Genomic DNA, 24,415 nt, shown 5'->3' with positions numbered 1-24,415 from the left:
GTGGCCCGCGGCCGGCGACCGCGGCAGGCACCCGTGCCCGCCGACCGCGGTCGGCTCCGCGAGGGGGAGACGTCCCAGGTGGTGCGGGCGGAGCCGATTGTCGCACGCTCGCCGCCGAAGGGAACGGGCATATGGCGCAGACCGGGAGGTGCCGGCCCGCCGAGGGCAATCTACGAGAAGTCAGCGCCTCCCGGCACCCACCACCATGGCTGCCACGCGCCACTGCGGAATGTCCGTCCACGGACAACGGGGGAGTAAGTCATGGCCACGGCCGATCGCGATACCGGCGGAAACAGCAGCCGTACTTTCGAACGTCCGCTCGGCCGCCTGCTCGGCGAGCCGACCCAGGTGAGGACGCCCGCGGTGCCATAAGGCCCGCGCCGTCCCGCCGCCACAGACGCGTGCCCGGTGTCCGCAGACCCCCGCTTCGGACGCCGGGCGCGCAGCACATCCCCTCGTGCCGTACGCCCGTCCGGCCCATCCCCTTTCCCCCTTCTCCCCCTTTCTTTCCCCCTCGTCCCGCACACCCGACACGCGGCGGGTCGTCCCGCGCACGGCACCCGCATGCCGCGAGCGGCGCGCCGGACGCGACACCTCCGCACCCCCTCGTACGCGACACCCGCACCCAGCACCCCGCACCTTTCAGCCCGTCCTCCGCGAGGCAGCGCAGCCGGCGGACGGCGGGACAGCCCGTGGTTCAGCGCGTCCGCTCTCCGCATCCCCGCGCACAGACCCAGGAGGCCCATCACCGTGACCGACCTCGATCTTCCCCGGGCGCCGGCGGCAGCCCCGGCCCAGACCTCACTGTTCGTCACCGGAAACTTTCCGCGCCGCCGGTGGCTCCTGCTCCTGCTCAGCGTGATCGCCGGCGTCCTGGTGGCGTACGCTTGGTCGGCCGACCTCGTGGACGACCAGATAGGCGTCAACACCGCCCACTCGGTGCTGGGGCACGACCCGACGGCCCCGATCAGCGGGGTCGTCTCCGGCATCGTCTTCGCCTTCGTCTCCGGTATGGCGGGGTCCTTCACCGCCTGCAACATCGCGGCCTTCGGCGCGGTGGGCCCGCTGGTGGGCCAGCACCAGACCCGCCGGGACCGCTTCATGAGCACGATCAAGCCGCTCGGCTGGGTGGCGGCCGGCATGATCCCGGTGTCGGCGGCCTACGGCATCATCGTGGGTCTGGTCGGCACCCGGATGCCGCAGTTCTCCAACGCCGCGATACCGGGCATCTCGCCCAAGATCGCCCAGGCGATGATCGCCTTCGGCATCGTCGGCACCGTGATGGTCGTGCTCGGCCTGGCCGCCGCCGGAATCCTGCCGGACCCGCTGGCGGGCATCTCCCGCCGCTTCCCCAACGCGCCCTTGATCGTGATGGGCGCGCTGATCGGCGGCTTCCTGGTCGGCCGGCCGTATCCGCTCTTCCACAACCTGTTCCGGCGCGCGGCCGAGACCCACAACCCGCTGTTCGGCGCGGTCGCGTTCTCGCTCCAGTCCATCGGCAACATCGTCGTCATGGCGCTGCTGTTCGTCCTGCTGTCCTACGGCACCAGGGGACGGCTGCAGGAGTGGATGGCCGCGAAGGCGGGCCGGATCAGCACGGTGACGGCGTCCGCCTTCCTCGTGGCCGGCGTCTTCACCCTGGCCTACTGGGAGTTGCGGCTCCTCGGCCGCCTCGGCTACCTCTGGTGGCCGACGGCGCCCTGGAACGCGTAACCGCTCCGCGCCACCTCACCACCGGCGGGACCGGGCCGAGCGCCCGGTCCCGCTGCCGCGTGCGCGGGGTCCTTCGTCCGCGCGGGGCGGTCAGTCGCGGCGTTCGCGGGCGCGCTTCATGACCATGACCGCTTCCCCGGGGTCCTCGCCGGCCGCGATCAGCAGCGCGCAGACCTGGGAGTCGAAGCAGGTGTCCGCGTCGTAGGGCGGGATCAGATACCCGCCCAGTTCGAGGGTGACCAGGCCGTGCAGGGCGATCCAGAGCTGGTGGGCGACGAGTTGGGCGTCGCCGCTGTGGAAGCGCTTGGCCTCCATGCAGCGCTCGACCGCCCGGACCACGCTGGTGAGGGTGTACCGGCCGTGCTGGCGGTCCTCGTCGGTCAGCGCGAAGCCGCCCAGACCGGGGCCGCCGAACATGACGCCGTAGAGATTGTGGTGCTCCAGCGCGTTGCGTCGGTAGGCCCAGCCGAGGGCCACCACGTCCGTGACCGGGTCGTCCGTCTCGACGACCGCCGACATCTCCTGGTCGAGCAGCCGGAAGCCCTCCCGGACCATCGCCCGGACCAGATCCTCCTTGCCGCCGAAGCGGGTGTAGACCGCCATCGTCGAAGTGCCCACCGCCGCCGCGAGCCGCCGGGTGGACAGCGCCTGAGGCCCTTCCTCGGCGAGCAGCTTCGCCGCCGCCTCGATGAGGTTCTCGCTCAGTTTCGGGTCGATTTGACGTGGGCTCACCCTTGACATGATTCCACGCCGCTGCCAATCTGTACAACAACGGTGTTATATAACGACGATATGCAAAGGCGGCCGATCATGAACAGCCCCCGCACGCAGCGTACTTCGCACCTCCTGACCTCGCCCTACCGACCCGTCGCCGAAGAGCAGACCGTGCTGGCGCCGCCGGTGCGCGGCACCCTGCCGGAGGCGCTCGACGGGCGGTTCCTGAGCATCGGCGCCAACTCGTTCGGCGCTTACGACCCGGCCGTCGACCACCAGTTCGGCGGCGACGCGATGATCCACGGCCTGCGGCTGCGGGACGGGCGCGCCGAGTGGTACCGCAACCGCTGGCTGCGCACCGACCGGGTCACCGCCGGGCTCGGCGAACTCCCCACCCCGGGACCGCGCCGCGGCCTGTCGGACAACGCCAACGCCGGCATCGTCCAGCACGCCGGAAAGCTGCTCGCCCTCGGCGACGGCGGCGTACTGCCCCACCAGCTCGGCCCGGAGCTCGACACCGTCGCCCGGATCGACTTCGACGGCACGCTCCCGGGCGGGCTGAGCGGCCGCCCGGTCTGCGACCCGCTGACCGGCGAACTGCACGCGGTGGCCTACGACCACCAGCAGGACCACGTCACCTACCTCGTCCTGGACACCCTCGGGCGGGTGCGCAGGAGCGAACCCGTCGCGGTGAAGGGGACGCCCATGATGGCGGCCATGTCGCTGACGGACCGTCATGTCGTGCTCTACGACCTGCCGGTGACCTACAGCGAGCAGGCCGCGGCGGCCGGCTCGCGGGTGCCGTACACCTGGGACGACAGCCACGGCGCCCGACTGGGGATCCTGCCGCGCGACGGCGCCGACGCCGATGTGCTGTGGATGGACATCGACCCCTGCTTCGTCTTCCACCCGGTCAACGCCTATGAGCGGGGCCGCGAGATCGTCGTCGACGTGATCCGGCACGAGCGGGCCTTCGACCGCGACCGGCTGCACCCGAGCGAGTCCACCCCGACCATGTGGCGCTGGACCGTCGACCGGCTGAGCGGCAGCGTCAGCGAGCGTCAACTGTTCACCGACGTCGAGGAGTTCGCCAAGATCGACGAGCGCTACAGCGGGGGCCCGCACCGCTGGACCTGGTCGGTCGGCCTGGACCCGGAGCGCGCCGCCGCCCAGGCGGGCCCCCGGCTGCTCCGCCACGACCTGCGCACGATGCGGACCGAGGCGCACGACCTGGGCCCCGGACGGGAGGCCGGTGAGCCGGTGTTCGTGCCCCGCAGCGCCTGCGCGGCGGAGGGCGACGGCTGGCTGCTGAGCCTGGTGTACGACGCGGCCACCGACCGCAGCGAACTCGTCGTCATCGACAACGACGACTTCACCGGCCCGCCGGTCGCGGTCGTCCCGCTGCCGGCCCGGGTCCCCTACGGGCTGCACACCCAGTGGGTCGGCGGGTGCTGAGCCGATACGGCCGCACCGGCCGCCGGTACCACCCGGTCGGCGCCCCAATCGGGCACGGCGGGAGAAGTACAGGCCATGGGTCGGCGCCAACACTGGTGCCAGCAGGGGTAGTTGAGCTGTGCTGCTGGCGGAGGGGGAGGCACCGTGCTGGTGTGTGTGACGGGCGGGACCGGCTTTGTCGGTGCCCATTCGGTGGCTGCCTTGCTCCGGGCGGGATGCCAGGTGAGGCTGCTGGTGCGCGACAAGGCGGCGGTCGGTCCGGCGCTGCGGCCGCTGGGAGTGGAGCCGGACGAGGTGGAGATCTGCGCCGGCGACATCTGTGACGAGCCGGCCGTGTCGGCCGCCGTCCGCGGCGCGGACGCGGTGCTGCACGCGGCGTCGGTCTACTCCTTCGACAGCCGGCGTGCCGCCGAGATGCGCCGGGTGAACCTGCTGGGAACCGAGACCGTGCTCGACGCGGCGCTGCGCGCCGACGTGGGCCGGATCGTGTATGTCTCCAGCATCGTGGCCATGTACCCCGCGGCGAACCGCGTGCTGGACGCGCGGACCCCGGTGGGACGGCCGCGTGACGTCTATATGGCGACCAAGGCCGCGGCCGACGAGGTGGCCCGCGGCTACCAGGAAGTGGCGGCGCCGGTGTTCATCACCTACCCGCCCGCCCTGCTCGGCCCCCACGACCCGCACCGCGGCGACCAGACCAGCCGGCTGCGGTACGCCCTGCGCGGGCTGACGCCGATCTGGCCGACCGGCGGCTTCCCCGTCGGCGACGTCCGCGACACGGCGGAACTGCACGCCGCCGTCATCACCGAGCCGAGGCCCGAGAGCGACCGGCTGTTCGGCCCGGGACGGCATCTGACGACCCGTCAGTACATGCGCACCGTCCGCCGGGTGACCGGACGCCGGCTGCCGTCGGCGCATCTGCCGGGCAAGGCGATGCTGCCGCTGGGCCGGATGGTCGACGGCCTCCAGAAGGCCTGGCCCTGGCACATACCGGCCGAGTACGGCGCCATCTACACCTGCGCCTGCGACTGCCGGGTCGCCGCCGACGCCCCCACCCAGGGTGTCGCCGCCCGGCCGGTCGAGGAGACCTTCACCGACACCGTGCGCTGGCTGCACGCCGGCGGCCAGCTGACCGACCGCCAGGCCGGAGCCGCGCTGGCCGGCCGCGACTGACGCGGCCGCCCACGCCGTACGGGCCCACCCCGTACGGCGCCCCGCAGCCACGTCCGGCACCCACGCCCCGCACCCGCACTCTGGACCCGAGCCCCGTACTCCGTCCCGGACGAGCCGAGCCCCCTACCGCGTCCGGAAGAAGCCCGAGCGCCGAGCCCCGCCCAGCACCCTGCCCCGAAGGAGACCGCGGTTGTCCACGCCCGACTGGGAGCGCACCCCTCATCACCTCGCCTACCGGGCCTCCCGGGAGCACATCACCGGCCTGCTGACCGAACGTCCCGAGGACGCGGATCTGCCGGTGCTCGCCTGCCCCGGCTGGACGGTGCGCGATGTGGTGGCCCATCTGCTCGGCGTCTGCCGCTCGGTGGCCGAACTCCCGGCCGCGGGACAGCCGCCGGGTTCCGGCCCGGGGCAGGACGCGGCACCGCTGCTGGCCGCGTGGGCAGAGGTCGCCGCGATCACCGAGCGGCTGCTGGAGAGCGGCCGGCGGGGCGGCAACGGAATCCTGGTGATGGACGCCCTCAGTCATGAATTCGACATCCGGCAGGCCCTCGGCCTCACCCCGCCGGTAGGGCATCCCTCCTACCCGACCGCGCTCGGAGTGGTCACCGCCGGCTTCTCGGCCTCGGTGTACGCGCACGGGATGCCCGCGCTGCTGATCGAGACGCCCGGGGCCCGCTGGACCGCGGGCAGCGGCGAGCCGGTCGCACGGTGGAGCGGGCCGCGCCACGACCTGCTGCGTTCGCTGAGCGGGCGCCGCAGCGTCGGGCAGATCTCCGCGATGGCCTGGAGCCAGGACAGTTCGCCCTGGCTCCAGGCCTTCCGCTGGGGCCCCTTCAGTCCGCCGCCGGAGCCGGTCGAATAGATCCCGTCCACCGGACGGCGCTCACGAGACGAGCGCCGTCCGGTGCACGGTCACTCATGTCGCGGTGGCGGCCAGGGCCGGTTCGCGGCCGTCCAGTTCCGGCAGTGCCAGCAGGATGGGCAGATCGAACGGCCCCACCGGCCGGAGTTGCACATCGGACGTGTACGCGTGCCCGCCGGCGACGGTGACCGGCCAGGCCGCCCCGATCAGCGGAGGCGTACGGATCCGCGGCCCCCCGTCCGGCTCCTGGTCCCCGGTCGGCACCGCCGCCGCCCGGACGAACCATTCCCCGTCGGGGATGCTGAGCTGGAACGGCCCCGCGCCGTCGAGGATGTCGCAGGACTGCGGCAGGCCCTCCACGATCGGGGTGTTGAACGCGCCGACGTACACCCGGAGCGGTCCGTAGCCGTCGGGGATGGTCAGAAGACCACTGATACTGGACAGCCTCTGGTCGGGACATGACATCCCGAAAGGCATGATCTGCGGAAGTCCGCCCTCTGCGAGGAAGCGGTACTTGGCCGGCGAGATGCCGACGCTGCGGGTGAACCTGCTGGTGAACGTGCCCAGGCTGTTGTAGCCGACCCGGTACGAGATTTCCGTGACGCTCGACGGCGTCTCCAGGAGATGGCGCTTGGCCATGAACAGCCTGATCGCGCTGAGGAACCGGCCGGGAGACGTCCCCGTGACGTCCCGGAATACCCGGGAGTAGTAGAACTTACTGAAGATCGCCGCCTCGGCCAGTTCTTCGAGTGTCAGTGGATCGGCGTACCGATTCCACATGATGGTGATGGTTCGTTCGATCGCTACCTCTGCCGCCATCTGCATCCGGCTTCCCCCAACCGTGGATGTGTACGATTGCGTTCTCTGAAAGTGCGCGCCTTCAGATGTGATCGTTCCGGGACGATCATTCGGATCGATCGGAACGATCTTTCGGATCGACCACTCGGGTCGATCAGTCGAAATGGCCGGCGGTAGCGTGAAGTGCGGTTCTCGCGGTTCGGCGTCCCCGGGCGCCGGAAAGGCTGGTGCCCGGGGCGGCCTACTGCTTGGTGCGCATCCACGCGCCGGCCTCGCGGGCCGCCGCCATCGCTGCCCAGGCCGTCGCTTCGATCAGCGGTCCGTCCTCGGGCGTATCCGCTCGGAAACCCTCGACGACCCCGTCGTCGATCTGGTACGAGGCGAGAGCTGTGAGCAGTGCCAGGCGTCCCGCCGCCCGGTCCGCGGGCCCCAGTCGCGCGACCGCGGTCTCCACCCAGCCCCGGCCGATCCCGGCCGGCCGGCCGTCCCAGCCCTTCAGCGAGTCCAGGACCAGGTCCCGGACCGGCTCCGGCAGGGCGCGTGCGCCGGCCGCGTCGATCGCGGCGGCGGCCCGGGAGAACGCGTCGGCGAGCACGGTGTTCCGCCCCGTCCAGCGCAGGTCCTCGGGCAGCGGGGCGGGCGGGAGCAGTTCCAGGCTCGAACCGGGTCGTACCGAGTCCCGGTCGGCCGCGTGCTGCAGCCAGTTGAGCGTCGGGGCGACGACCCGCAGCGCCTGCGTGGGCACCTTCGGCGGCAGTGGCGCGTCGCCCAGGAAGATGTTCACCATGCGGTTCAGATACTGCAGGAGAACGGCCACCGCGACCAGTTCGGGAGCATGATCGGCCGGGAATGGGACGGGATCGCCGTCGTCGTCCGACTCGCGCACCGCGTTGGCCCGGGCCCATGCGGACACACCGGACGACTCCGCCTCGCCGCCCAGACTGGCCCACATCGACGTGTGCATCGTCACACAATAAGGACACGTATTCGCCCGGGAAATCATCGCCGCGACGGCTTCTTTTTCCTGGCGGCCGACGAGACCGGGGCTGACCAGGGATTCCCGGAGAATTATCCAGACCGCCGCGGTCACCTCCGGACTCGGGGCGTGCAGGGCCAGCGGCGGCGCGAGCACGCCGAACTCGCGTTCCACTTCGCGGTAGACCCTGGAGACCACCGGCTGGGACGTACGGAACGGGACCGGCGCGACATGGCGGATCTGGACGAGGGACAGCTCCCTCAGGCTGGTCCGTACGAGCCGGGCTCTCACGATTGCTCCTCGCTTCGGTTCCGATCGGGCTGTGCTGGTTCGGGCTCTGCTGGTTCGGGCTGTGCTGGGCCTTGTCGTTCCTGGTGCCGCTGTTCCGGGTCGAGCTGTTCCGGTCGTTCTGTGCTGGGCCGGGCCGCCGGGTCGGCGGCGGCCCGAAGCCGCGACGGACCGGTCGGTCCGCCGCGGCCGGGCCGGTCTCCGCTCAGCGCGCGAGGTCCGCGGCCAGCGCGGCGGTGCCGCGGCGTGCGCTGGTCTCCCCGTCCGGTGAGGGCGCCCCGTAGCTGACCCGGACGCCGCGGTCCTGCAGGGCCTTGACGATCCCGGGCATGGCCCGCTCGGCCAGCGCCGCGACGGTGAAGGCGGGGTTGACCGTCAGCCCGCCCGGCACCGAGGCGCTGTCGGTCACGAAGATGCCCGGGTGCCCGCGCAGTTCGTGACGGTCGTCGAGGGCGGAGGTGGCCGGGTCGTCGCCGATCCGGCAGGACGCCAGCGGGTGCACGGTGTAGGCGCCCACCACGTCGTTGGTCCACGGCATCACCTTGGCGAGGCCGTCCCGCTCCAGGATCTCCTTCACGGACGCGTCGGACAGCTCCCAGCCGCGGCGGGTGTTCTTGGTCGGCTGGTAGCTGATGGTGCCGAGACCGAGCATCTGCTGCGAGATCCGGTCGGAGTTGCCGGTCTCCGGCGGCGGCCCGAAGACGCCCTCGTTGTCGTCCTCGGACATGGTGAAGATGGTCATCCAGGACTGCCAGTGCTTGAGCAGTTCCTTCTTCTCCTTGCCGAACCAGGTCGGACCGGTCGCGTCCGGCACCTGCGCCAGGATCGTGCCGAGGCCCGGCGGGAAGTAGAGCTGCTCCAGCGAGTAGCGCTCGAACTCCGGCCGGGAGCCGTCCAGATAGTCCCAGGAGGCCACGCTCGGCCCCTTGCCGATCTGGTTGGCGGCGAAGGCGGCGCTCTCGTCCCGGCTGAGGCCGAGCAGTTCGCGCACCTTGTCCTCGTCGAGCACCGCGGTGTTCAGCCGCTCCCCGTTGCCGGAGAAGTACCGGCCCACCCCGTGCGGCATCTTCCCGAGGTCGGGCTCGGACCGCTGCAGGATCACCGGGGTGGCCGCGGCGCCGGCCGCGACGATGACGATCTTCGCGTCGATGGTGCCGCTCTCGGGGTGCTCCCGGTAGTCGGCCTCGTCGACGGTCTCGTAGTGCACCCGGTAACCGCCGTCGTCGGTACGGGTGATCTTCTGCACCTCGTGCAGCGGGCGGATCTCGGCGCCGTGCGCCTGCGCCGCCGGGAGGTAGTTGAGCAGCAGGGAGCGCTTGGCGTCGAAACGGCAGCCGGACATCATCCAGTTGCAGTTGGTGCACAGCGCGTCGTCGATGGCGGTCGGCAGCGGATTGGCGGTGTGCCCGGCCGCGTCGCAGGCCGCGGCCCACAGACCGCCGGCGTAGGTGGCGGTGTTCCAGTCGGAGGGGGTGATCGGCAGGGCCTCGGCGACCCGGTCGTACCAGGGGTCGAGCGCGTCGCGGTCGATGCTGCTCGGCCACATCCGCCGGCCGATGCTGCCCTGCCGCTCGAAGACGAAGCGGGGGGCGCGCGGCATGGCGGCGAAGTACACCACGGAGCCGCCCCCCACGCAGTTGCCGCTCAGCACGCTCATCCCGTCGCCGACCACGAACTCGAAGGCGCGGGTGGAGGAGGAGCCCAGCCGGAAGTCGTGGTCGAAGTCCTGCGCCTGGAGCCAGGGGCCGCGTTCCAGCACGGTCACCTTGGCGCCGCCGGCCGCCAGATGGTAAGCGGCGATGGCACCGCCGAAGCCGCTGCCGATGATGAGCGCGTCGGTCTGCTCGGTCGTCGTCACGCCAGGCTCCCGGAGGCGATGGTGTCGGGGTGCAGCTTGGCCAGCGGCCTGCGGTAGGAGAACTCCGGGAAGCGCCACAGCCCGTCGGCGTTCGGCGGCCGGTAGCCGATGGCGAGCAGTCCTACGTGACCGGCCGCGATCGCCTCGGTGGTGTGCAGGTGGGCGCCGGTGTCGAACGCCATGTTGCAGAACAGCGCCAGACCCGTCCACAGCACCTTCTCCGGGTGCCCCGGCAGGGTCAGCTCCTCCACCAGGGCCACCCGGTCCTGGTACTCCAGGGTGACGAAGGGCGGCGCCGTGTCGTCCACGCCCAGGCCGTGCTCCTCGCGGTACTTCTCCGCGTAGGTGTCCAGCGCGGAGGCGAGATCCTCCAGCATCGGAGCCATGCCGCCCTCCGGCATCTCCAGCAGCGCGAGGGCGCCGGCGGCGACCGCCCCGCCGCCTTCGGAGACCCCGGCTACCGCCCGGTCGTCCGGTGATCGCTTCTCGCCCGGAATGATGGTGTCCGCGAACGCTTCGAGTGTCGCGGTCCACTCCGCTCCGTCCGGATCCTCAGCCGATTCCACAGCATTTCTCCCATCCGTGTTATGAGCGATTCGGCACGCCCCCAACAGTCGGCCCGCCGAGGCGGATTCCCTCTGCGAGCCGACGGATTTACCTATTCACGTAATCAGGCGCCGGGAAGATTGACGGGGCTGTTCTGATAAGCGGAGATCGCCCATTCCCCGTCCTGCTTGACGCATACCCAGGTCGCCCGGATGAGCTGAGGGGCGGCGACCGTGTCCGCGCCGGGCAGGGTCACCCCGCCCTCGGTGACCATCACGCCGGTGTGCTCGTCGATGAAGCGGATGCTCAGCGGCTTGCCGACCACCCCGGTGCCCTTGTAGGGCCCGGCGTACCCCTTGGACATGTAGTCGCCGATCTCCTGCCGGCCCTGGAGGAACACGTCTCCGGGCAGGAGCGCGGTCGCGTCGGAGGTGAAGACGGCGGCGAACTGCTCGCCGCTCTGGGCCGCCCACGCTGCGCTGATGCTCGCCGCGAGGCCGCCTATGGCCGCCTTGTCCGCGTCGGTGAGGGTGGAACCGACGGCGGTCTCGACTTCGGTCATGGTGCGATGCCTTCCTGTCGGGGCGAGGCGCCGGGGGGTCGAGTGACCTCGCGGCCGGCGCTCTTGGAGGCCATCCTTGGTCCGGGCCGGACCTGACGCATCTTCCGTATTGCGCTCTCGGTGCGGCGCCTGGACCTCGTGGGATCACGGAGTCCGCGACCGGGCGCCGATTCCATCCGTTTTGCGTACCGGCGCAAGATCGCATTGTTTGCAGCGCCCCCGGCCGGATTCCCGTACCACCGGCAAACGTAAGCAAGCACAGAGAAGTCACCGTGAACCCGGGGCCGGAGAATCGACCACCAGATCGGCCTCCAAGTGCCGCCGAGGCACGGGATAGTCCGATGCCCGCCGTTCGGGCCCGTACACCGCCCATTTTCTGTTCATCCCTCATCGAAGGGGAAAGACGTGCCCGCAATGCAAGACGTATTCACCGACCTGGTCATCGAGGGGGACGAACTCGATGCCGTGGTCGCCGACCTGACGTCGGACGAATGGGACCTGGCGACGCCCTCCCCGGGCTGGACGATCGCTCACCAGGTGGCGCATCTGGCCTTCATCGCGCACCTGGCCCGGCTCGCCGCGAGTGACCCGGAGGCCTTCGAGGCCGCCGCCGTCCCCGCCAGGAGCGACTTCCAGGGCACGGTGGACGCCAAGCTCGCCGAGTACCTGGCCGAGCCGACCGAGCAGCTGCTGGAGCGCTGGCGCGCCGAACGCACCGCCGCCGACCGGGCGCTGGGCGCGCTGCCGGCCGGGGCGATCGTGCCGTGGCTGGTCAACCCGCTGCCGGCCGGCGTGCTCGGCGCGGCCGGGATGATGGAGCTCTACGGGCACGGCCAGGACATCCTCGACGCGCTGGGCCTGACCCGGGTGCCCACCGACCGCATCGGCCACCTGGCCTTCTTCGGCACCCGCACCCGGGACTTCGGCTACCTCGCCCGGGGCGAGAAGCCGCCCGCCGAGGAGTTCCGCTTCGAACTGACCGCGCCCTCCGGCCAGGTCTGGGCCTTCGGCCCGGAGGACGCCGAGCAGAAGGTCAGCGGTCCCGCCGCGGACTTCTGCCTGCTCATCACCCGCCGCCGGCACCGCGACGACCTCGCGCTGACGGCCACCGGTTCGCAGGCGGACCACTGGCTGGACATCGCCCAGGCGTACCGCGGCCCGTCCGGCGAAGGCCGCAAGCCCGCGCAGTTCGCGACCGCCTGACGGCCTCCGCCCAGCGCCGCATCGCCGGCGCCGGACCGCCCGGCGGCACCGCTCGGCGCGCCACAGCTCGGCGCCCCGCGCCCGGCGACCGGCTCCCACCCGCCGTACGACCGACGGGCGGGGCCGGGGCCGCGGCCGTCCCCTTCGGTCTTCTCCACTGAGGAATGATTGATGTCAACGACCATCCTGGGGTCCGTCCGCAAGCGCCTGGTGACCCCCGCCACCACCGAGATCAGCTTCGAGACCCGCGGCTTCGAGGCGCTCAGCGCCGAGGCGAAGGCCCGCCTGGAGATGAGCGCGCTCCAGTTCCTGGTCGGTTTCGAGTTCGCCATCGAGCACTCGGGACACGACGAGATCGTCACCCGGCTGGGGACGCTGGAACGCGAGTACCAGGGCTTCGCCTTCGAGGGCGCGGCCATGGCACTGGCCCTGCGCGACGCCATGTCGCCGGCCGCCGGCAACCGGCTGACCGAGACCTTCCTGGCCGGCCCCGGCTTCGACGACGGGCCCGGCTCCCGGCACATCTTCATGGCCTACCTCGGTGTCGGTTTCGCGCTGGCCCGGCTGCCGCGGGCGCTGTGGCGGCGGGCGCTGCCCGACCCGGGCAAACTCGCCGACCACCCGACCCTCAGCTGGCTCATCATGGACGGCTACGGCTTCCACGAGGCCTTCTTCCACCACCCCAAGTGGGTCGACCGCCACTTCGTCGGCCGCGGCTACCCGTATCCCGGCAACCCGGCCTACACCCAGCGCGCCATCGACCAGGGCATCGGCCGCGGCATGTGGTTCGTCTGCGGCGGCGATGTCGAGCGGCTGCTGACCCGGATCAAGGGCTTCGCGCCCAACCGCCACCCCGATCTGCTGTCCGGGGCCGGCCTCGCCGCGTCCTATGCCGGCGGTGTCGGCGCCGACGACCTCGAAGCGCTGCTGCGCGGCGCCGGCGAGTACCGGCCCGAGGTCGCCCAGGGCGCCGTGTTCGCGCTGCGGGCACGTGAGGTGTCGGGCCTGATCACCGAGCACAACGAGATGGCCGCGCAGATCTTCTGCGGCATGACCGCCGACGAGGCGGCGCAGATCGCGGCCAAGTGCGTCATCGACCTCCCCGAGGACGACGGGGCGGTCCCCGCTTACGAGGTTTTCCGCCAGCGCATCCAGCAGCACTTCCGCTGAGCGGTTCACCGCCGCCGATGAGGAGAATGTGATGGAACGTAGAGAGCGCATGCGCCGACTCATCCCGGGCGTCGCGACCCTGCTCGTCGCCGCCGGTCTGTTCATCGGTGTCAACAGCGCCGTCGCCATCCCCGATGCCGGCAACACCGCCGACAGCTACAAGTTCCAGCAGCTGCCCATCGCCATGCCGCCGGGCTACAACAACCAGAAGATGAACACCATCCGCCAGGTCAACCCGGCCTACAAGAAGATCCAGGCCTGGATCTCGTCGGTCGGCGCGAGCATCGCCATCAACGACCTGACCGGGCACGGCCTGCCCGACAGCATGTGCATCGTCGACACCCGCACCAACAGCCTGGTGGTGACGTACACCCCGACCGCCCGGCCCGCCGACCGGTTCACCCCGTTCGTACTGGACGCCGGCAAGGTCCCGATGGACGACACCATGGCGCCGACCGGCTGCACCCCCGGTGACTTCAACGGCGACGGCCGGATGGACCTGCTGGCCACCTACTGGGGCCGCACCCCGGTGCTGTTCCTGGCCAACTCCAACGCCACCACCCTGTCGCCCGCGGCCTACACCGCCCAGGAAGTGGTGCCTGCGGCGTCGCCCGACGGCAAATACCACGGGCCGCGCTGGAACACCGACGCCGCCTACGTGGGCGACCTCGACGGCAGCGGCCACCCCGCGATCGTCATCGGCAACTACTTCCCGGACTCCGATGTCCTGGACCCGCACGGCCTGGCCAACGTGTCGATGAACAACTCGCTGTCCAGCGCGAAGAACGCCGGCGGCGACCACGTGCTGCGCTGGTACGCCTCCACCGCCGGCACCCACCCGAGTGCCTCCTACGTGGAGGAGCACGAGGCCATCGACTTCCAGGACTCGACCGGCTGGACGCTGGCCATCTCCGGCGCCGACCTGACCGGGGACGGGCTGCCCGAGCTCTACATCGCCAACGACTTCGGCCACGACCACCTGCTCTACAACACCTCCACGCCCGGCAAGATCTCCTTCAAGGTGGCCGTCGGGCAGCGCACGCCGACCACTCCGAAGTCCTTCGTGCTCGGCCAGGGTTCGTTCAAGGGCATGGGCGTCGACTTCGGCGACATGAACCACAACGGCAGCTTCGACATGACGGTGAGCAACATCGACGCCGCGTGGGGCCTGGAGGAGAGCAACTTCGTCTGGATCAACAAGGCCAAGGACCAGGCCCAGATGAAGTCGAAGCTCAGCGACGGCGTGGCGCCCTTCAAGCAGGAGGCCCAGCAGTACGGCCTGGCGTGGACCGGCTGGTGCTGGGACGTCAAGATGGGCGACTTCCTCAACAACGGCGACCTCGATGTCATCCAGGCCGACGGATTCGTCAAGGGGGAGATCGACCGCTGGCCGTGGCTGCAGGAGATGGCCATGACCAACGACGACCTGCTGGTCAACCCGGCGATGTGGCCCAACATCGGCCCCGGTGACGATGTCGCCGGCGACAACACCCTCGCCTTCTACGCCAAGACCTCCGGCGGAAAGTACGCCAACATCAGCAAGCAGCTGGGCCTCGCGGTGCCGACCCCGACCCGGGCGCTGGCCACCGCCGACACCACCGGCACCGGCGCGCTGGACTTCGCCGTCGCCCGCCAGTGGGGCGCGCCCGCCTTCTACGCCAACAAGGCCCCGCAGCTGGGCCACTACCTCAACCTCAGCCTCTACCGCCCGGCCGTCGCCGGTACCGCCCCCGACCAGGGCCTGGCCGGAGCCGGTTCGCCGGTCTACGGCGCGACCGTGACGGTCACCAACGCGAACGGCACCCAGGTCTCCGAACTCGACGGCGGCGGCGGCCACGGCGGCTTCCGCAGCTTCGACGTCCGCTTCGGCCTCGGCACGTTCACCGGCACCAGCTCCGTACACCTGCAGTGGCACGACGCGAGCGGCACCCTGCACGACCAGACGCTGCAGCTCACTCCCGGGAGCCACTCCCTCCAGCTGTCCAACGACGCCGAGGAGATCTCGAGCCGATGACCAACACCGTCCTCGAACAGTCGCCCAGCGGCGCCTCGCCGAACCAGCCGGCCGCGCCGTCCATCGCCAAGACCCGTGCCAAGCGGGCCAAGAACACCGACCCGCGCTATCTGGCGCTGCGCAACTTCGCCATCAGCATCTCCATCTTCAACATCCTCGGCTACACCGTGCTGGGCTTCGAACAGCCCTGGCTGTGGCCGCTGATCGCGATCGCCACCGGCTACACCACCGAGATCGTCTTCGAGGTGGTCAGCTCCTGGGCGCAGCGGCGCGAACCGCGCTTCCGCGGCAACGGAGCCCGCGGCCTGTACGAGTTCCTGCTGCCCTCGCACATCACCGCGCTCGCGGTGAACATGCTGCTCTACGCCAACAACCAGATCATGCCGATCATCTTCGGGGTGTTCGTCGGCGTGGCCGGCAAGCACGCGCTGCAGGCCCCGATCGCCGGCCGGATGCGGCACTTCATGAACCCGTCCAACTTCGGCATCACCGTGTCGCTGCTGTGCTTCGGGTCCTGGATCAGCATCGCGCCGCCGTACGAGTTCACCGAGAAGGCCGACACCTTCTTCCGCGTCATGATCCCGATCATCATCGCCACCGCCGGCACCGTGATCAACGGTGTGCTCACCAAGCGGGTCGGGCTGATCATGGGCTGGATGGGCGGCTTCTTCATCCAGGCCCTGATACGGCACGGGATCTGGCACGTGGCGCTGTTCTCCGCCTTCGGGCCGATGACCGGTGTCGCCTTCGTGCTCTTCACCAACTACATGATCACCGACCCCGGCACCACACCGTCGAGGTTCCGCAACCAGTTCATGTTCGGCGGCTCGGTGGCCTTCGTCTACGCGGCCCTGATGGAGTTCAACGTCGTCTACACCCTGTTCTTCGCCACCAGCATCGTCTGCGCCTCGCGCGGCATCGGCTGGTGGATGACCGCGCTGTACCAGCGGCGGAAGGCGAGCCGGCAGCCCATGGCCAGCCTCCCGGAGACCTCGACGGGCGCCGAGGCGGTGGCCGCGTGACTACCGCCCAGTCCGGTCGCATCGCGGTGGTGGGCATCGCCTGCCGCTACCCCGACGCCGACGGCCCCGAGGACCTGTGGCGCAATGTGCTCGCCGGCCGCCGCGCCTTCCGCCGGCTGCCCGACGTACGCATGCGCCGCGAGGACTACTACTCGCCCGATCCCACCGCACCGGACCGCTTCTACACCGACAAGGCGGCCGTGCTCGAAGGCTTCACCTTCGACCGGATCAAGCACAAGATCGCCGGCAGCACCTTCCGCTCCACCGACATGACCCACTGGCTCGCGCTGGAGACCGCGGCGCGCGCCCTGGAGGACGCCGGCTTCCCCGACGGGGCCGGCCTGGCCGGGTCCAACACCGGTGTGATCATCGGCAACACGCTCACCGGCGAGTTCAGCCGCGCCAATCTGATGCGGCTGCGCTGGCCCTATGTCAAGCGCACCGTCGGAGCGGCGCTGCGCGAGCAGGGCTGGGACGACACCCAGCTCGGTGAGTTCCTCGGCCAGCTGGAGGAGCGCTACAAGAGCCCCTTCCCGCCCATCGACGAGGACACGCTGGCCGGCGGCCTGGCCAACACCATCGCCGGCCGGGTCTGCAACTACTTCGACTTCAAGGGCGGCGGCTTCACCGTCGACGGCGCCTGCTCCTCCTCGCTGCTGTCGGTGGCCACCTCCTGCAACGCCCTGGTCAGCGGCCAGCTCGATGTCGCGCTGGCCGGCGGTGTCGACCTGAGCATCGACCCCTTCGAGGTGATCGGCTTCGCCAAGACCGGCGCCCTGGCCAAGACCGAGATGAAGGTCTACGACAAGGGCTCCAACGGCTTCTGGCCCGGCGAGGGCTGCGGCATGATCGTCCTGATGCGGGACGAGGACGCCGTCGAGCGCGGGCTGTTCCGCTACGCCACCATCGCCGGCTGGGGCTACTCCTCCGACGGCAAGGGCGGCATCACCCGCCCCGAGGCCAGCGGCCACCGGCTGGCCATCCAGCGGGCCTACGCCTCGGCCGGCTTCGGCTTCGACACGGTGCGCTACATCGAGGGCCACGGCACCGGTACCGCCGTCGGCGACGAGACCGAGCTGAGGGCGTTCACCGAGGAGCGCCTGGCCGCGGACCCCGCGGGGGTGCCCGCAGCGATCAGCACGGTGAAGGGCAACTTCGGCCACACCAAGGCCGCCGCCGGGGTCGCCGGACTGATCAAGGCGATCCTCGCGGTCCGCCACCAGGTCATCCCGCCGGCCACCAGCCACTTCGAGGACCACCCGGTGCTGCAGGGCGACCGCCCGGTGCTCCGGGTGCCCGACCAGGCCGAACTCTGGCCGGAGGGCGCCGCCATCAGGGCCGGGGTGTCCTCGATGGGCTTCGGCGGCATCAACGCGCACATCGTGGTGGAGCACGCCGACGGAGCCCGCCGCGCCAGCCTCGGCAAGGTCACCCGCCGGCTGGTCCGCTCCCGCCAGGACGCCGAGGTGCTGCTGCTCGACGCCGCCAGCACCGTCGACCTGCGCGGCCAGGTGGCCCACCTGGCCGAGTTCTCCGCGCAGCTCTCCTACGCCGAACTCGCCGACCTGGCCGCCGGTATGCACCAGCGGCTGGACGGCCGGCCGGTCCGGGCGGCGGTCGTCGCCCGCAGCCCGGAGGAGGCGGCGCTGCGCTTCGGCAAGCTGCTCACCCTGCTGGACAACGGAGCGCGCACCGCCGTCGACACCAAGGACGGGATCTTCCTCGGCAACACCCGCAGCGCCCCCAAGATCGGCCTGCTCTTCCCGGGCCAGGGCGCCGGGCGGCGCGGCGACGGCGGCGCGATCCGCCGGCGCTTCACCGAGGTCGAGGCGCTGTACGAGGCCAGCGAACTGCCGGAGACCGGTGATCTGGTGGACACCGCGGTCGCCCAGCCGCGGATCGCCACCGGCTCGGTCGCCGGGCTGCGGGTGCTGGCCGCGCTCGGCGTCACCGCGGCCGGCGCGGTCGGCCACAGCCTGGGCGAACTGTCCGCCCTGCACTGGGCCGGCGCGCTGGACGAGGCCGGGCTGCTGCGTACGGCCGCCGCCCGCGGCAAGATCATGCGCGACGCCAGCGACGGCGACGGCACCATGGCCGGTGTCTCGGCCGACGCGGGCACCGTCGCCCCGCTGCTGTCGGGGGAGCCGGTGGTGATCGCCGGCTTCAACGGCCCGCGCCAGACGGTGATCTCCGGACCGGTCGAGGCCATCGCCCGGGTCAGCCGCAAGGCGGCGGGGCGCGGTCTGGACGTGTCGAAGATCGCGGTGTCGCACGCCTTCCACTCCGCGGGGGTCGCCCCGGCGGCCGGCGCGCTGCGCGAGCACCTGGCCTCCGAGGCGTTCGCGCCGCTGGAGCGCCCGGTGGCCTCGACGGTGACCGGCGGCATGCTGCCCGCCGACACCGATCTGGCGGAGCTGCTGGAGCGGCAGGTCGTCCAGCCGGTCCGCTTCGAGGAGGCACTGACCGTGCTGGCCGCCGACGCCGACCTGCTGGTCGAGGTCGGCCCCGGGCGGATCCTGCGCGGACTCGCGGCGGAGATCTGCCCGGACGTACCGGCGATCTCGATGGACACCGACAGCGCTTCGCTCACCGGCACCCTCCAGGTGCTCGCCGCGGCCTACGCGCTGGGCGCGCCGGTCCGCACCGAGGCGCTGTTCGCCGACCGCTTCACCCGGCCGCTCGCGCTGGACAAGGTGTTCCAGTTCCTGGCCAGCCCGACCGAGTCGGCGCCGGAAGGGGACTTCACCACCATCCCGGCCACCGCCGCCAGAGCCGGCGCCGCCGCCCCCGCCCGCACCGAGCAGCGGCAGCCCGCCGAGGCCGGGACGACCGGGGAGCCCGGCGCCAGCACCCTCGACATCCTGCTGCGGCTCGCCGCCGAGCGGGCCGAACTGCCCCTGGAGGCCGTCCGCGCCGACAGCAACGCCATCGACGAGCTGCACCTCAGCTCCATCACCGTGGGCCAGATCCTGGCCCAGACCTCGCGCGAACTCGGGGTGACCGCCCCGCTGGCCACCTCGGCGATGGCCACCTCCACGCTGGCCGAACTGGCCGCGATGCTGGACGAACTGGCCGCCACCGAGACCGCGGCGGACTCCGCCGCCTCGCAGACCGCGCCCGGTGTCGGACCGTGGGTGCGCGCCTTCGCGGTGGACCGGATACCGGCCCCGGCCGGGCCCGCGCTCACCGCGGCGGCCGGCAGCTGGACGCTGTTCTCCTCCGAACGGCACCCCGTCGCCGAAGCCCTGGTCGCCGAACTCAGCGGCCGGCAGCTCGGCAACGGCGTCCTGCTGTGCCTGCCCGAGGACACCGACGAGGAGCACACCCCGCTGATGCTGTCGGCGGTCCGGGCCGTACTGGCCCAGCCCGGCACCCGGTTCGTGTCGGTGGGCTACCGGCGCGGCGCGGCCGGCCTGGCCAAGACCCTGCACCTGGAGTCGCCCGAGGTCGCCACCACCCTCGTCACCCTCCCGCCGGCCGGCGACCTGTCGGCCGGGCAGGTGAAGGAGTGGGTGGCCAGGATCAGCGCGGACGTGGCCGCCACCGACGGCTTCAGCGAGGTCTTCTACGACCGGGCCGGCAACCGTACGGTCCCGGTGCTGCGCCCGCTCCAGCCGGCCGCGGCCGGGCCGGACCCCCGCCCGCTCGACGCGACGGACGTCCTGCTGGTCACCGGCGGCGGCAAGGGCATCACCGCCGAGTGCGCGCTCTCGCTGGCCCGGGACTCCGGCGCCTCGCTGGCGCTGCTCGGCCGCTCCGACCCCGCGAACGACCCCGAACTGGCGATGAACCTGGAGCGGATGCGGGCCGCGGGTGTCACCTTCACCTATCTGCGGGCCGACGTCACCTCCCCCGACGAGGTCAAGGCCGCCGTCTCCGCCGCCCGCGAGCGGCTCGGCACGGTGACCGCGATCCTGCACGGCTCCGGCCGCAACGAACCGCAGGGCCTGGTCAACCTGGACGAGTCCTCCTTCCGCCGGACCCTCGCGCCGAAGATCTCCGGACTGGAGGCGGTACTCGCCGCCACCGACCCGGACGACCTCAAGCTGCTGATCACCTTCGGCAGCATCATCGGGCGGGCCGGCCTGCGCGGCGAGGGCGACTACGCCACCGCCAACGACTGGCTCACCGACCTGACCGAACGCGTCCACGAGCAGCACCCGCACATCCGCTGCCTGGCGCTGGAATGGTCGGTCTGGTCCGGCGCGGGCATGGGCGAACGCCTCGGCGTACTGGAGTCCCTGATGCGGGACGGCATCGCGCCGATCTCGCCCGAGCACGGCATCGCCGTACTGTCCCAGCTGCTGGCCGACCCGGCCGCGCCGACCTCGGTCGTCGTGATGGGCCGCGCCGAGGGGCTGCCCACGCTGACCCTGCCGGAACGCGAACTGCCCCTGCTGCGCTTCCTGGAGCGCGTCCAGGTGCACTACGCGGGAGTGGAACTGGTGGCCGACGCGGACCTGTCCGCCACCGACGACCTCTACCTCCCCGACCACCTGCTCGACGGCGACCTGCTCTTCCCGGCCGTTCTCGGCATGGAGGCCATGGCCCAGGCCGCCCGCGCCCTCACCGGACGCGAAACGGCCCCGACGCTGCGGGACATGGAGTTCCTGCGGCCGATCGTCGTCCCCGTCGACGGCAGCACCACGATCCGGGTGGCCGTCCTCGCCGACGACGACCAGACGCTGCGGGCGGTGATCCGCAGCAGCGAGACCGGCTTCAAGGCCGACCACTTCACCGCCGTACTCGACTACGCGGACCGGCTGCCGGACGCCTCACCGGGCATCGCCACCGAACCGCTGCTGGCACTCGACCCGCACACCGAGCTCTACGGCCCGGTGCTCTTCCAGGGCGGCCGCTTCCAGCAGCTCATCGGCTACCGGCAGTTGCAGGCCAAGGGCTGCGTCGCCGAGGTGTCCGCCCGGTCCGGGGCCACCTGGTTCGGCACCTTCCATCCCGGCGAGCTGCTGCTCGCCGACCCCGGCACCCGCGACACGATGATGCACGCGCTGCAGTGCTGCGTGCCCGACGCCACCTTGCTGCCGGCCGGCATCGAGCGGCTGCACCTGGCCGACCCGGCGGCGGTCGCCGGACTCGACCAGGTGGTGCTGCACGCCACCGAGCGGTCCAGGAACGGCGACACCTATCTCTACGACCTGGACATCACCGACCCCGAGGGCCGGCTGCTGGAGCGCTGGACCGGACTGCGGTTGCAGGCGGTCCGCAAGCAGGACGGCTCCGGTCCCTGGGTGCCGGCGCTGCTCGGCCCCTATCTGCAGCGCCGTACCGAGCAGTTCCTGCCGCAGGAGCTGCGGGTCGCGGTCCACGCCGAGACCGACGGGCCCCCCGAAGGGGTCGCGGAGCGCCGCGCCTCCACCGCGGCGGCGGTCCGGATCGCGCTGGGCACGCCGACCGAGGTGCGCTACCGGCCCGACGGCAAGCCCGAGACGGACACGGCGGGAATCTCCGCCTCGCACGGTGCGGGCGTGACCCTCGCCGTCGCCGCCGACGGGCAGGTCTCCTGCGACGTGGAAGTGGTCGCGGAGCGCTCCGCCGAGGACTGGGCCGGACTGCTCGGCGCCGACGGCGCCGCGCTGGCCGGTCTGCTGGCCCAGGAGAACGGCGAGAGCCCGGACACCGCGGCCACCCGGGTCTGGGGCGCGATCGAATGCCTGCGCAAGACCGGTCACGCCCGGGTGGAGCTGGTCGCCGCCGGCGCCGCCGGGTCCGGCCGCTGGGTCATGCTCCGGTCGGGCGACACCACGGTGGCCACATTCGTCACCACGCTGCGATCGGTGGGCGAGCCCGTCGTGTTCGCCCTGTGCACCGAAGGGAGTGTCTGATGCCGCGTCCCTACTACGAGTACCGCCACCTGGTCGGCTTCGAGGAGACCAACCTGGTCGGCAACGTCTACTACGTCAACTACCTGCGGTGGCAGGGGCGCTGCCGTGAGATGTTCCTGCGCGAGAAGGCCCCCGCGGTCCTCGCCGACATCCGCGACGATCTGAAGCTGTTCACCCTCAAGTGCGAGTGCGAGTTCCTCGCCGAGATCACCGCCTTCGACGAGCTGTCCATCCGGATGCGCCTGGAAGACCTCACCCAGACGCAGATCGGCTTCGCCTTCGACTACGTGCGCGTCCAGGAGGACGGGACCGAGAACCTGGTCGCCCGGGGAAAGCAGCGGGTCGCGTGCATGCGCGGCCCCAACACCGACACCCGGCCGTCCAAGGTCCCGGACGCCCTGCTGGCCGCGCTCGCCCCGTACGCCGGCCCCGGCGTCGTGACGGGCCGGCCGGCCGGGCCGGCCCGGGCGGAGATCCTCACCCCCGTACCGGGACGGAGCTGACACCGTGACCAGCGCCGATCAGATCACCGGTACCGCCGCCCAGGCCGCCGCCCGGCTGTCCGGGGCCCGGCCCGACACGGCCTCCGCGCCCCGGCACGACCGCAACGAACTGCGGTCGGTGTTCGGCGCCTTCGCCACCGGCATCACCGTGGTGACGGCCAGCGGCGACGCTCCGCTCGGCATGACCGCGAACTCCTTCACCTCGGTCTCGCTCGAACCGCCGCTGAACCTGGTGTGCGTCGACCGCACCGCCGCCATCCACGACGTCATCCTGCGCGACAAGGTGTTCGCCGTCTCGGTGCTCTCCTCCGGCCAGGAGCGGCTGGCGACGTACTTCGCCAGCCACAGCAGGCCGCGCGGGGACGAGGAGTTCGCGCTGGTCGACTCGGTGCCCGGACCCCGTACCGGCGTCCCGGTGCTGTCCGGGGCGCTCGCCTGGATGGAGTGCCGGCTCGCCGCCGTCTACGACGGCGGCGACCACTCCATCTTCCTCGGCTCGGTGCTCGACCTCGGTCGCGGCACCGGCGAGGACGCCCTGCTGTTCCACGGAGGCCGCTTCCACCGCCTCCTGCCCGGCGCCGCATAGGCGCCCGACCCCGACCCAGGACAGGAGCGAGAAGAAGATGCCCGACATCGTCCGATACGTCAGCACCGTGCCGCCCAGGGGCGCCCAGGGAGTGGTCGGTGAGGTGTACGCCCAGTCCAAGAGCGAGGTCGGCCGGCTCGTCGAGGCGGTGACCATGTTCTCGGCGAACCCGGTGGTCCTCACCTCCACCTGGGCGGGTTTCCGGGAACCGCTGCTGGTGGCCGGCCACGCGCCCCGGCTGGCAAAGGAGGCGGTCGCCGCGACCGTCTCCCAGCTCAACGAGTGCCCGTTCTGTGTCGACGCGCACACGATCATGCTCTACGGAGGCGGCGCCGCCGACTTCGCCAACCAACTGCTGGACAGCGCCGGCGTCGCCGACGTCTCCGGCGAGTACCAGGCGGTGGTCCAGTGGGCGCGCAGCGCCTCCACCGCGGCCACCGCCGCCGCGCCCCCGCCCTTCGCCCCCGAGCAGGCCCCCGAATTCCTCGGGGTGCTGGTGTACTTCCACTTCCTCAACCGGGTGATCAACGTGCTGGTGGACGGCAGCTTCCTGCCGGGCTCCGAACGGGCCAAGCGCATCGCCCGCCGGGTGGCCGGCAAGATGATGGCCAAGAACGTCGGCGCGGTCAACGCCCCCGGCCAGGCGGTCGGACTGCGGACGGCCGGTGCGGCGCGGCTGCCGGCCGACCTGGCGTGGGCGTCCGGCTCCCCTTCGGTCTCGGCCGCCATGGCCTGGATGGCCGCCACCCTCGACGAGGCGGCCGAGCACGCGCTGCCCGCCGGGGCCCGGGCGGTCGTCACCAGGACCGTGGGGGACTGGAACGGCCAGGCCCAGCCGCTGAGCGCGGCCTGGGCCGACGAGCCGGGGCGGGAACTGGCCGCGGACGAACGGCCCGCGGCCCGGCTGGCGCTGCTCGCGGCGCTCGCCCCGCACCAGGTCACCGAGCGGGACGTCGTCGCGTACCGGGCCAGCGGCCATCCGGACGACGCCCAGCTGGTCGGGCTGCTGTCCTGGGCGGCGTTCACCGCCGCCCGGCACATCGGCTCCTGGTCCGCCGAGGCCGCCCGCCCCGCCACGGCCGCCAGCGACCCGGCGGCCTGACACCGCTCCGTCGGGAGCGCCCGG

18 protein-coding genes are annotated in these 24,415 nt (G+C 71.8%); 12 read left to right on the top strand and 6 right to left on the bottom strand.

Annotation, left to right across the window (positions count from 1 at the left end; translation table 11 throughout):
• The first annotated feature begins 750 nt into the window (after positions 1–750).
• The gene (locus ACFO3J_RS13180; protein ID WP_386429395.1) at positions 751–1,713 is read left to right on the top strand and encodes a hypothetical protein; all 963 of its coding nucleotides are present in this window, start codon (positions 751–753) and stop codon (positions 1,711–1,713) included.
• A 90-nt stretch (positions 1,714–1,803) separates the two neighbouring features.
• Here the strand turns inward: ACFO3J_RS13180 and ACFO3J_RS13175 are convergent, their stop codons facing one another.
• A complete protein-coding gene (locus ACFO3J_RS13175) occupies positions 1,804–2,445 on the bottom strand; it encodes a TetR/AcrR family transcriptional regulator (protein WP_386429393.1) in 642 nt (213 codons plus the stop codon).
• Between the two features lie 78 nt (positions 2,446–2,523).
• Between ACFO3J_RS13175 and ACFO3J_RS13170 the strand changes: the two genes are divergently transcribed.
• From ACFO3J_RS13170 to ACFO3J_RS13160, 3 genes are all read left to right on the top strand, one after another.
• Positions 2,524–3,882 (top strand): carotenoid oxygenase family protein, encoded by a 1,359-nt coding sequence (locus ACFO3J_RS13170; RefSeq protein WP_386429391.1) that lies wholly within the window; start codon positions 2,524–2,526, stop codon positions 3,880–3,882.
• Between the two features lie 144 nt (positions 3,883–4,026).
• Positions 4,027–5,055, top strand: coding sequence for an SDR family NAD(P)-dependent oxidoreductase (locus ACFO3J_RS13165; RefSeq protein ID WP_386429389.1), 1,029 nt, complete (start codon positions 4,027–4,029; stop codon positions 5,053–5,055).
• Between the two features lie 190 nt (positions 5,056–5,245).
• Entirely contained in the window at positions 5,246–5,920 is a 675-nt protein-coding gene (locus ACFO3J_RS13160) for a maleylpyruvate isomerase family mycothiol-dependent enzyme (protein ID WP_386429387.1), read from the top strand.
• Between the two features lie 54 nt (positions 5,921–5,974).
• Here ACFO3J_RS13160 and ACFO3J_RS13155 read toward each other — a convergent pair whose 3' ends face one another.
• From ACFO3J_RS13155 to ACFO3J_RS13135, 5 genes are all read right to left on the bottom strand, one after another.
• Complete coding sequence (locus ACFO3J_RS13155) at positions 5,975–6,739, bottom strand: helix-turn-helix transcriptional regulator (protein ID WP_386429385.1); 765 nt, start codon at positions 6,737–6,739, stop codon at positions 5,975–5,977.
• A 220-nt stretch (positions 6,740–6,959) separates the two neighbouring features.
• On the bottom strand, positions 6,960–7,985 hold the full coding sequence (locus tag ACFO3J_RS13150; RefSeq protein ID WP_386429383.1) for a carboxymuconolactone decarboxylase family protein: 1,026 nt from the start codon (positions 7,983–7,985) through the stop codon (positions 6,960–6,962).
• 202 nt (positions 7,986–8,187) lie between these two features.
• A complete protein-coding gene (locus tag ACFO3J_RS13145) occupies positions 8,188–9,840 on the bottom strand; it encodes an FAD-dependent oxidoreductase (protein WP_386429381.1) in 1,653 nt (550 codons plus the stop codon).
• The gene (locus ACFO3J_RS13140; protein WP_386429379.1) at positions 9,837–10,406 is read right to left on the bottom strand and encodes a DUF5987 family protein; all 570 of its coding nucleotides are present in this window, start codon (positions 10,404–10,406) and stop codon (positions 9,837–9,839) included. Before ACFO3J_RS13140 ends, ACFO3J_RS13145 begins: the two co-directional genes overlap by 4 nt.
• A gap of 104 nt (positions 10,407–10,510) precedes the next feature.
• Positions 10,511–10,948 (bottom strand): SgcJ/EcaC family oxidoreductase, encoded by a 438-nt coding sequence (locus ACFO3J_RS13135; protein WP_386429377.1) that lies wholly within the window; start codon positions 10,946–10,948, stop codon positions 10,511–10,513.
• Positions 10,949–11,353: 405 nt separating this feature from the next.
• Here ACFO3J_RS13135 and ACFO3J_RS13130 point away from each other — a divergent pair, with 405 nt between their 5' ends.
• From ACFO3J_RS13130 to ACFO3J_RS13095, 8 genes are all read left to right on the top strand, one after another.
• A complete protein-coding gene (locus ACFO3J_RS13130) occupies positions 11,354–12,151 on the top strand; it encodes a TIGR03084 family metal-binding protein (protein ID WP_386429375.1) in 798 nt (265 codons plus the stop codon).
• Between the two features lie 171 nt (positions 12,152–12,322).
• Positions 12,323–13,321 carry a DUF1702 family protein gene (locus tag ACFO3J_RS13125; RefSeq protein WP_386429373.1) on the top strand — a complete coding sequence of 333 codons (999 nt, stop codon included), beginning with the start codon at positions 12,323–12,325 and terminating at the stop codon, positions 13,319–13,321.
• A 31-nt stretch (positions 13,322–13,352) separates the two neighbouring features.
• The gene (locus ACFO3J_RS13120; RefSeq protein WP_386429371.1) at positions 13,353–15,335 is read left to right on the top strand and encodes a CRTAC1 family protein; all 1,983 of its coding nucleotides are present in this window, start codon (positions 13,353–13,355) and stop codon (positions 15,333–15,335) included.
• Positions 15,332–16,357, top strand: coding sequence for an enediyne biosynthesis protein (locus ACFO3J_RS13115; RefSeq protein WP_386429369.1), 1,026 nt, complete (start codon positions 15,332–15,334; stop codon positions 16,355–16,357). Before ACFO3J_RS13120 ends, ACFO3J_RS13115 begins: the two co-directional genes overlap by 4 nt.
• Positions 16,354–22,200: a type I polyketide synthase gene (locus tag ACFO3J_RS13110; RefSeq protein WP_386429367.1), complete on the top strand. Its 5,847-nt coding sequence runs from the start codon at positions 16,354–16,356 to the stop codon at positions 22,198–22,200. The genes ACFO3J_RS13115 and ACFO3J_RS13110 overlap by 4 nt, the downstream gene beginning before the upstream one ends.
• A complete protein-coding gene (locus tag ACFO3J_RS13105; RefSeq protein WP_386429365.1) occupies positions 22,200–22,703 on the top strand; it encodes an acyl-CoA thioesterase in 504 nt (167 codons plus the stop codon). Before ACFO3J_RS13110 ends, ACFO3J_RS13105 begins: the two co-directional genes overlap by 1 nt.
• A 55-nt stretch (positions 22,704–22,758) precedes the next feature.
• The gene (locus tag ACFO3J_RS13100; protein ID WP_386430199.1) at positions 22,759–23,289 is read left to right on the top strand and encodes a flavin reductase family protein; all 531 of its coding nucleotides are present in this window, start codon (positions 22,759–22,761) and stop codon (positions 23,287–23,289) included.
• Positions 23,290–23,326: 37 nt separating this feature from the next.
• Positions 23,327–24,391: a hypothetical protein gene (locus tag ACFO3J_RS13095; protein ID WP_386429363.1), complete on the top strand. Its 1,065-nt coding sequence runs from the start codon at positions 23,327–23,329 to the stop codon at positions 24,389–24,391.
• Positions 24,392–24,415 lie beyond the last annotated feature (24 nt).

This window comes from Streptomyces polygonati (assembly GCF_042650325.1).
Classification (GTDB): domain Bacteria; phylum Actinomycetota; class Actinomycetes; order Streptomycetales; family Streptomycetaceae; genus Actinacidiphila; species Actinacidiphila polygonati.
Note: the sequence above shows the minus strand (reverse complement) of the source record. Positions and strands in the feature narration are given on the sequence as shown.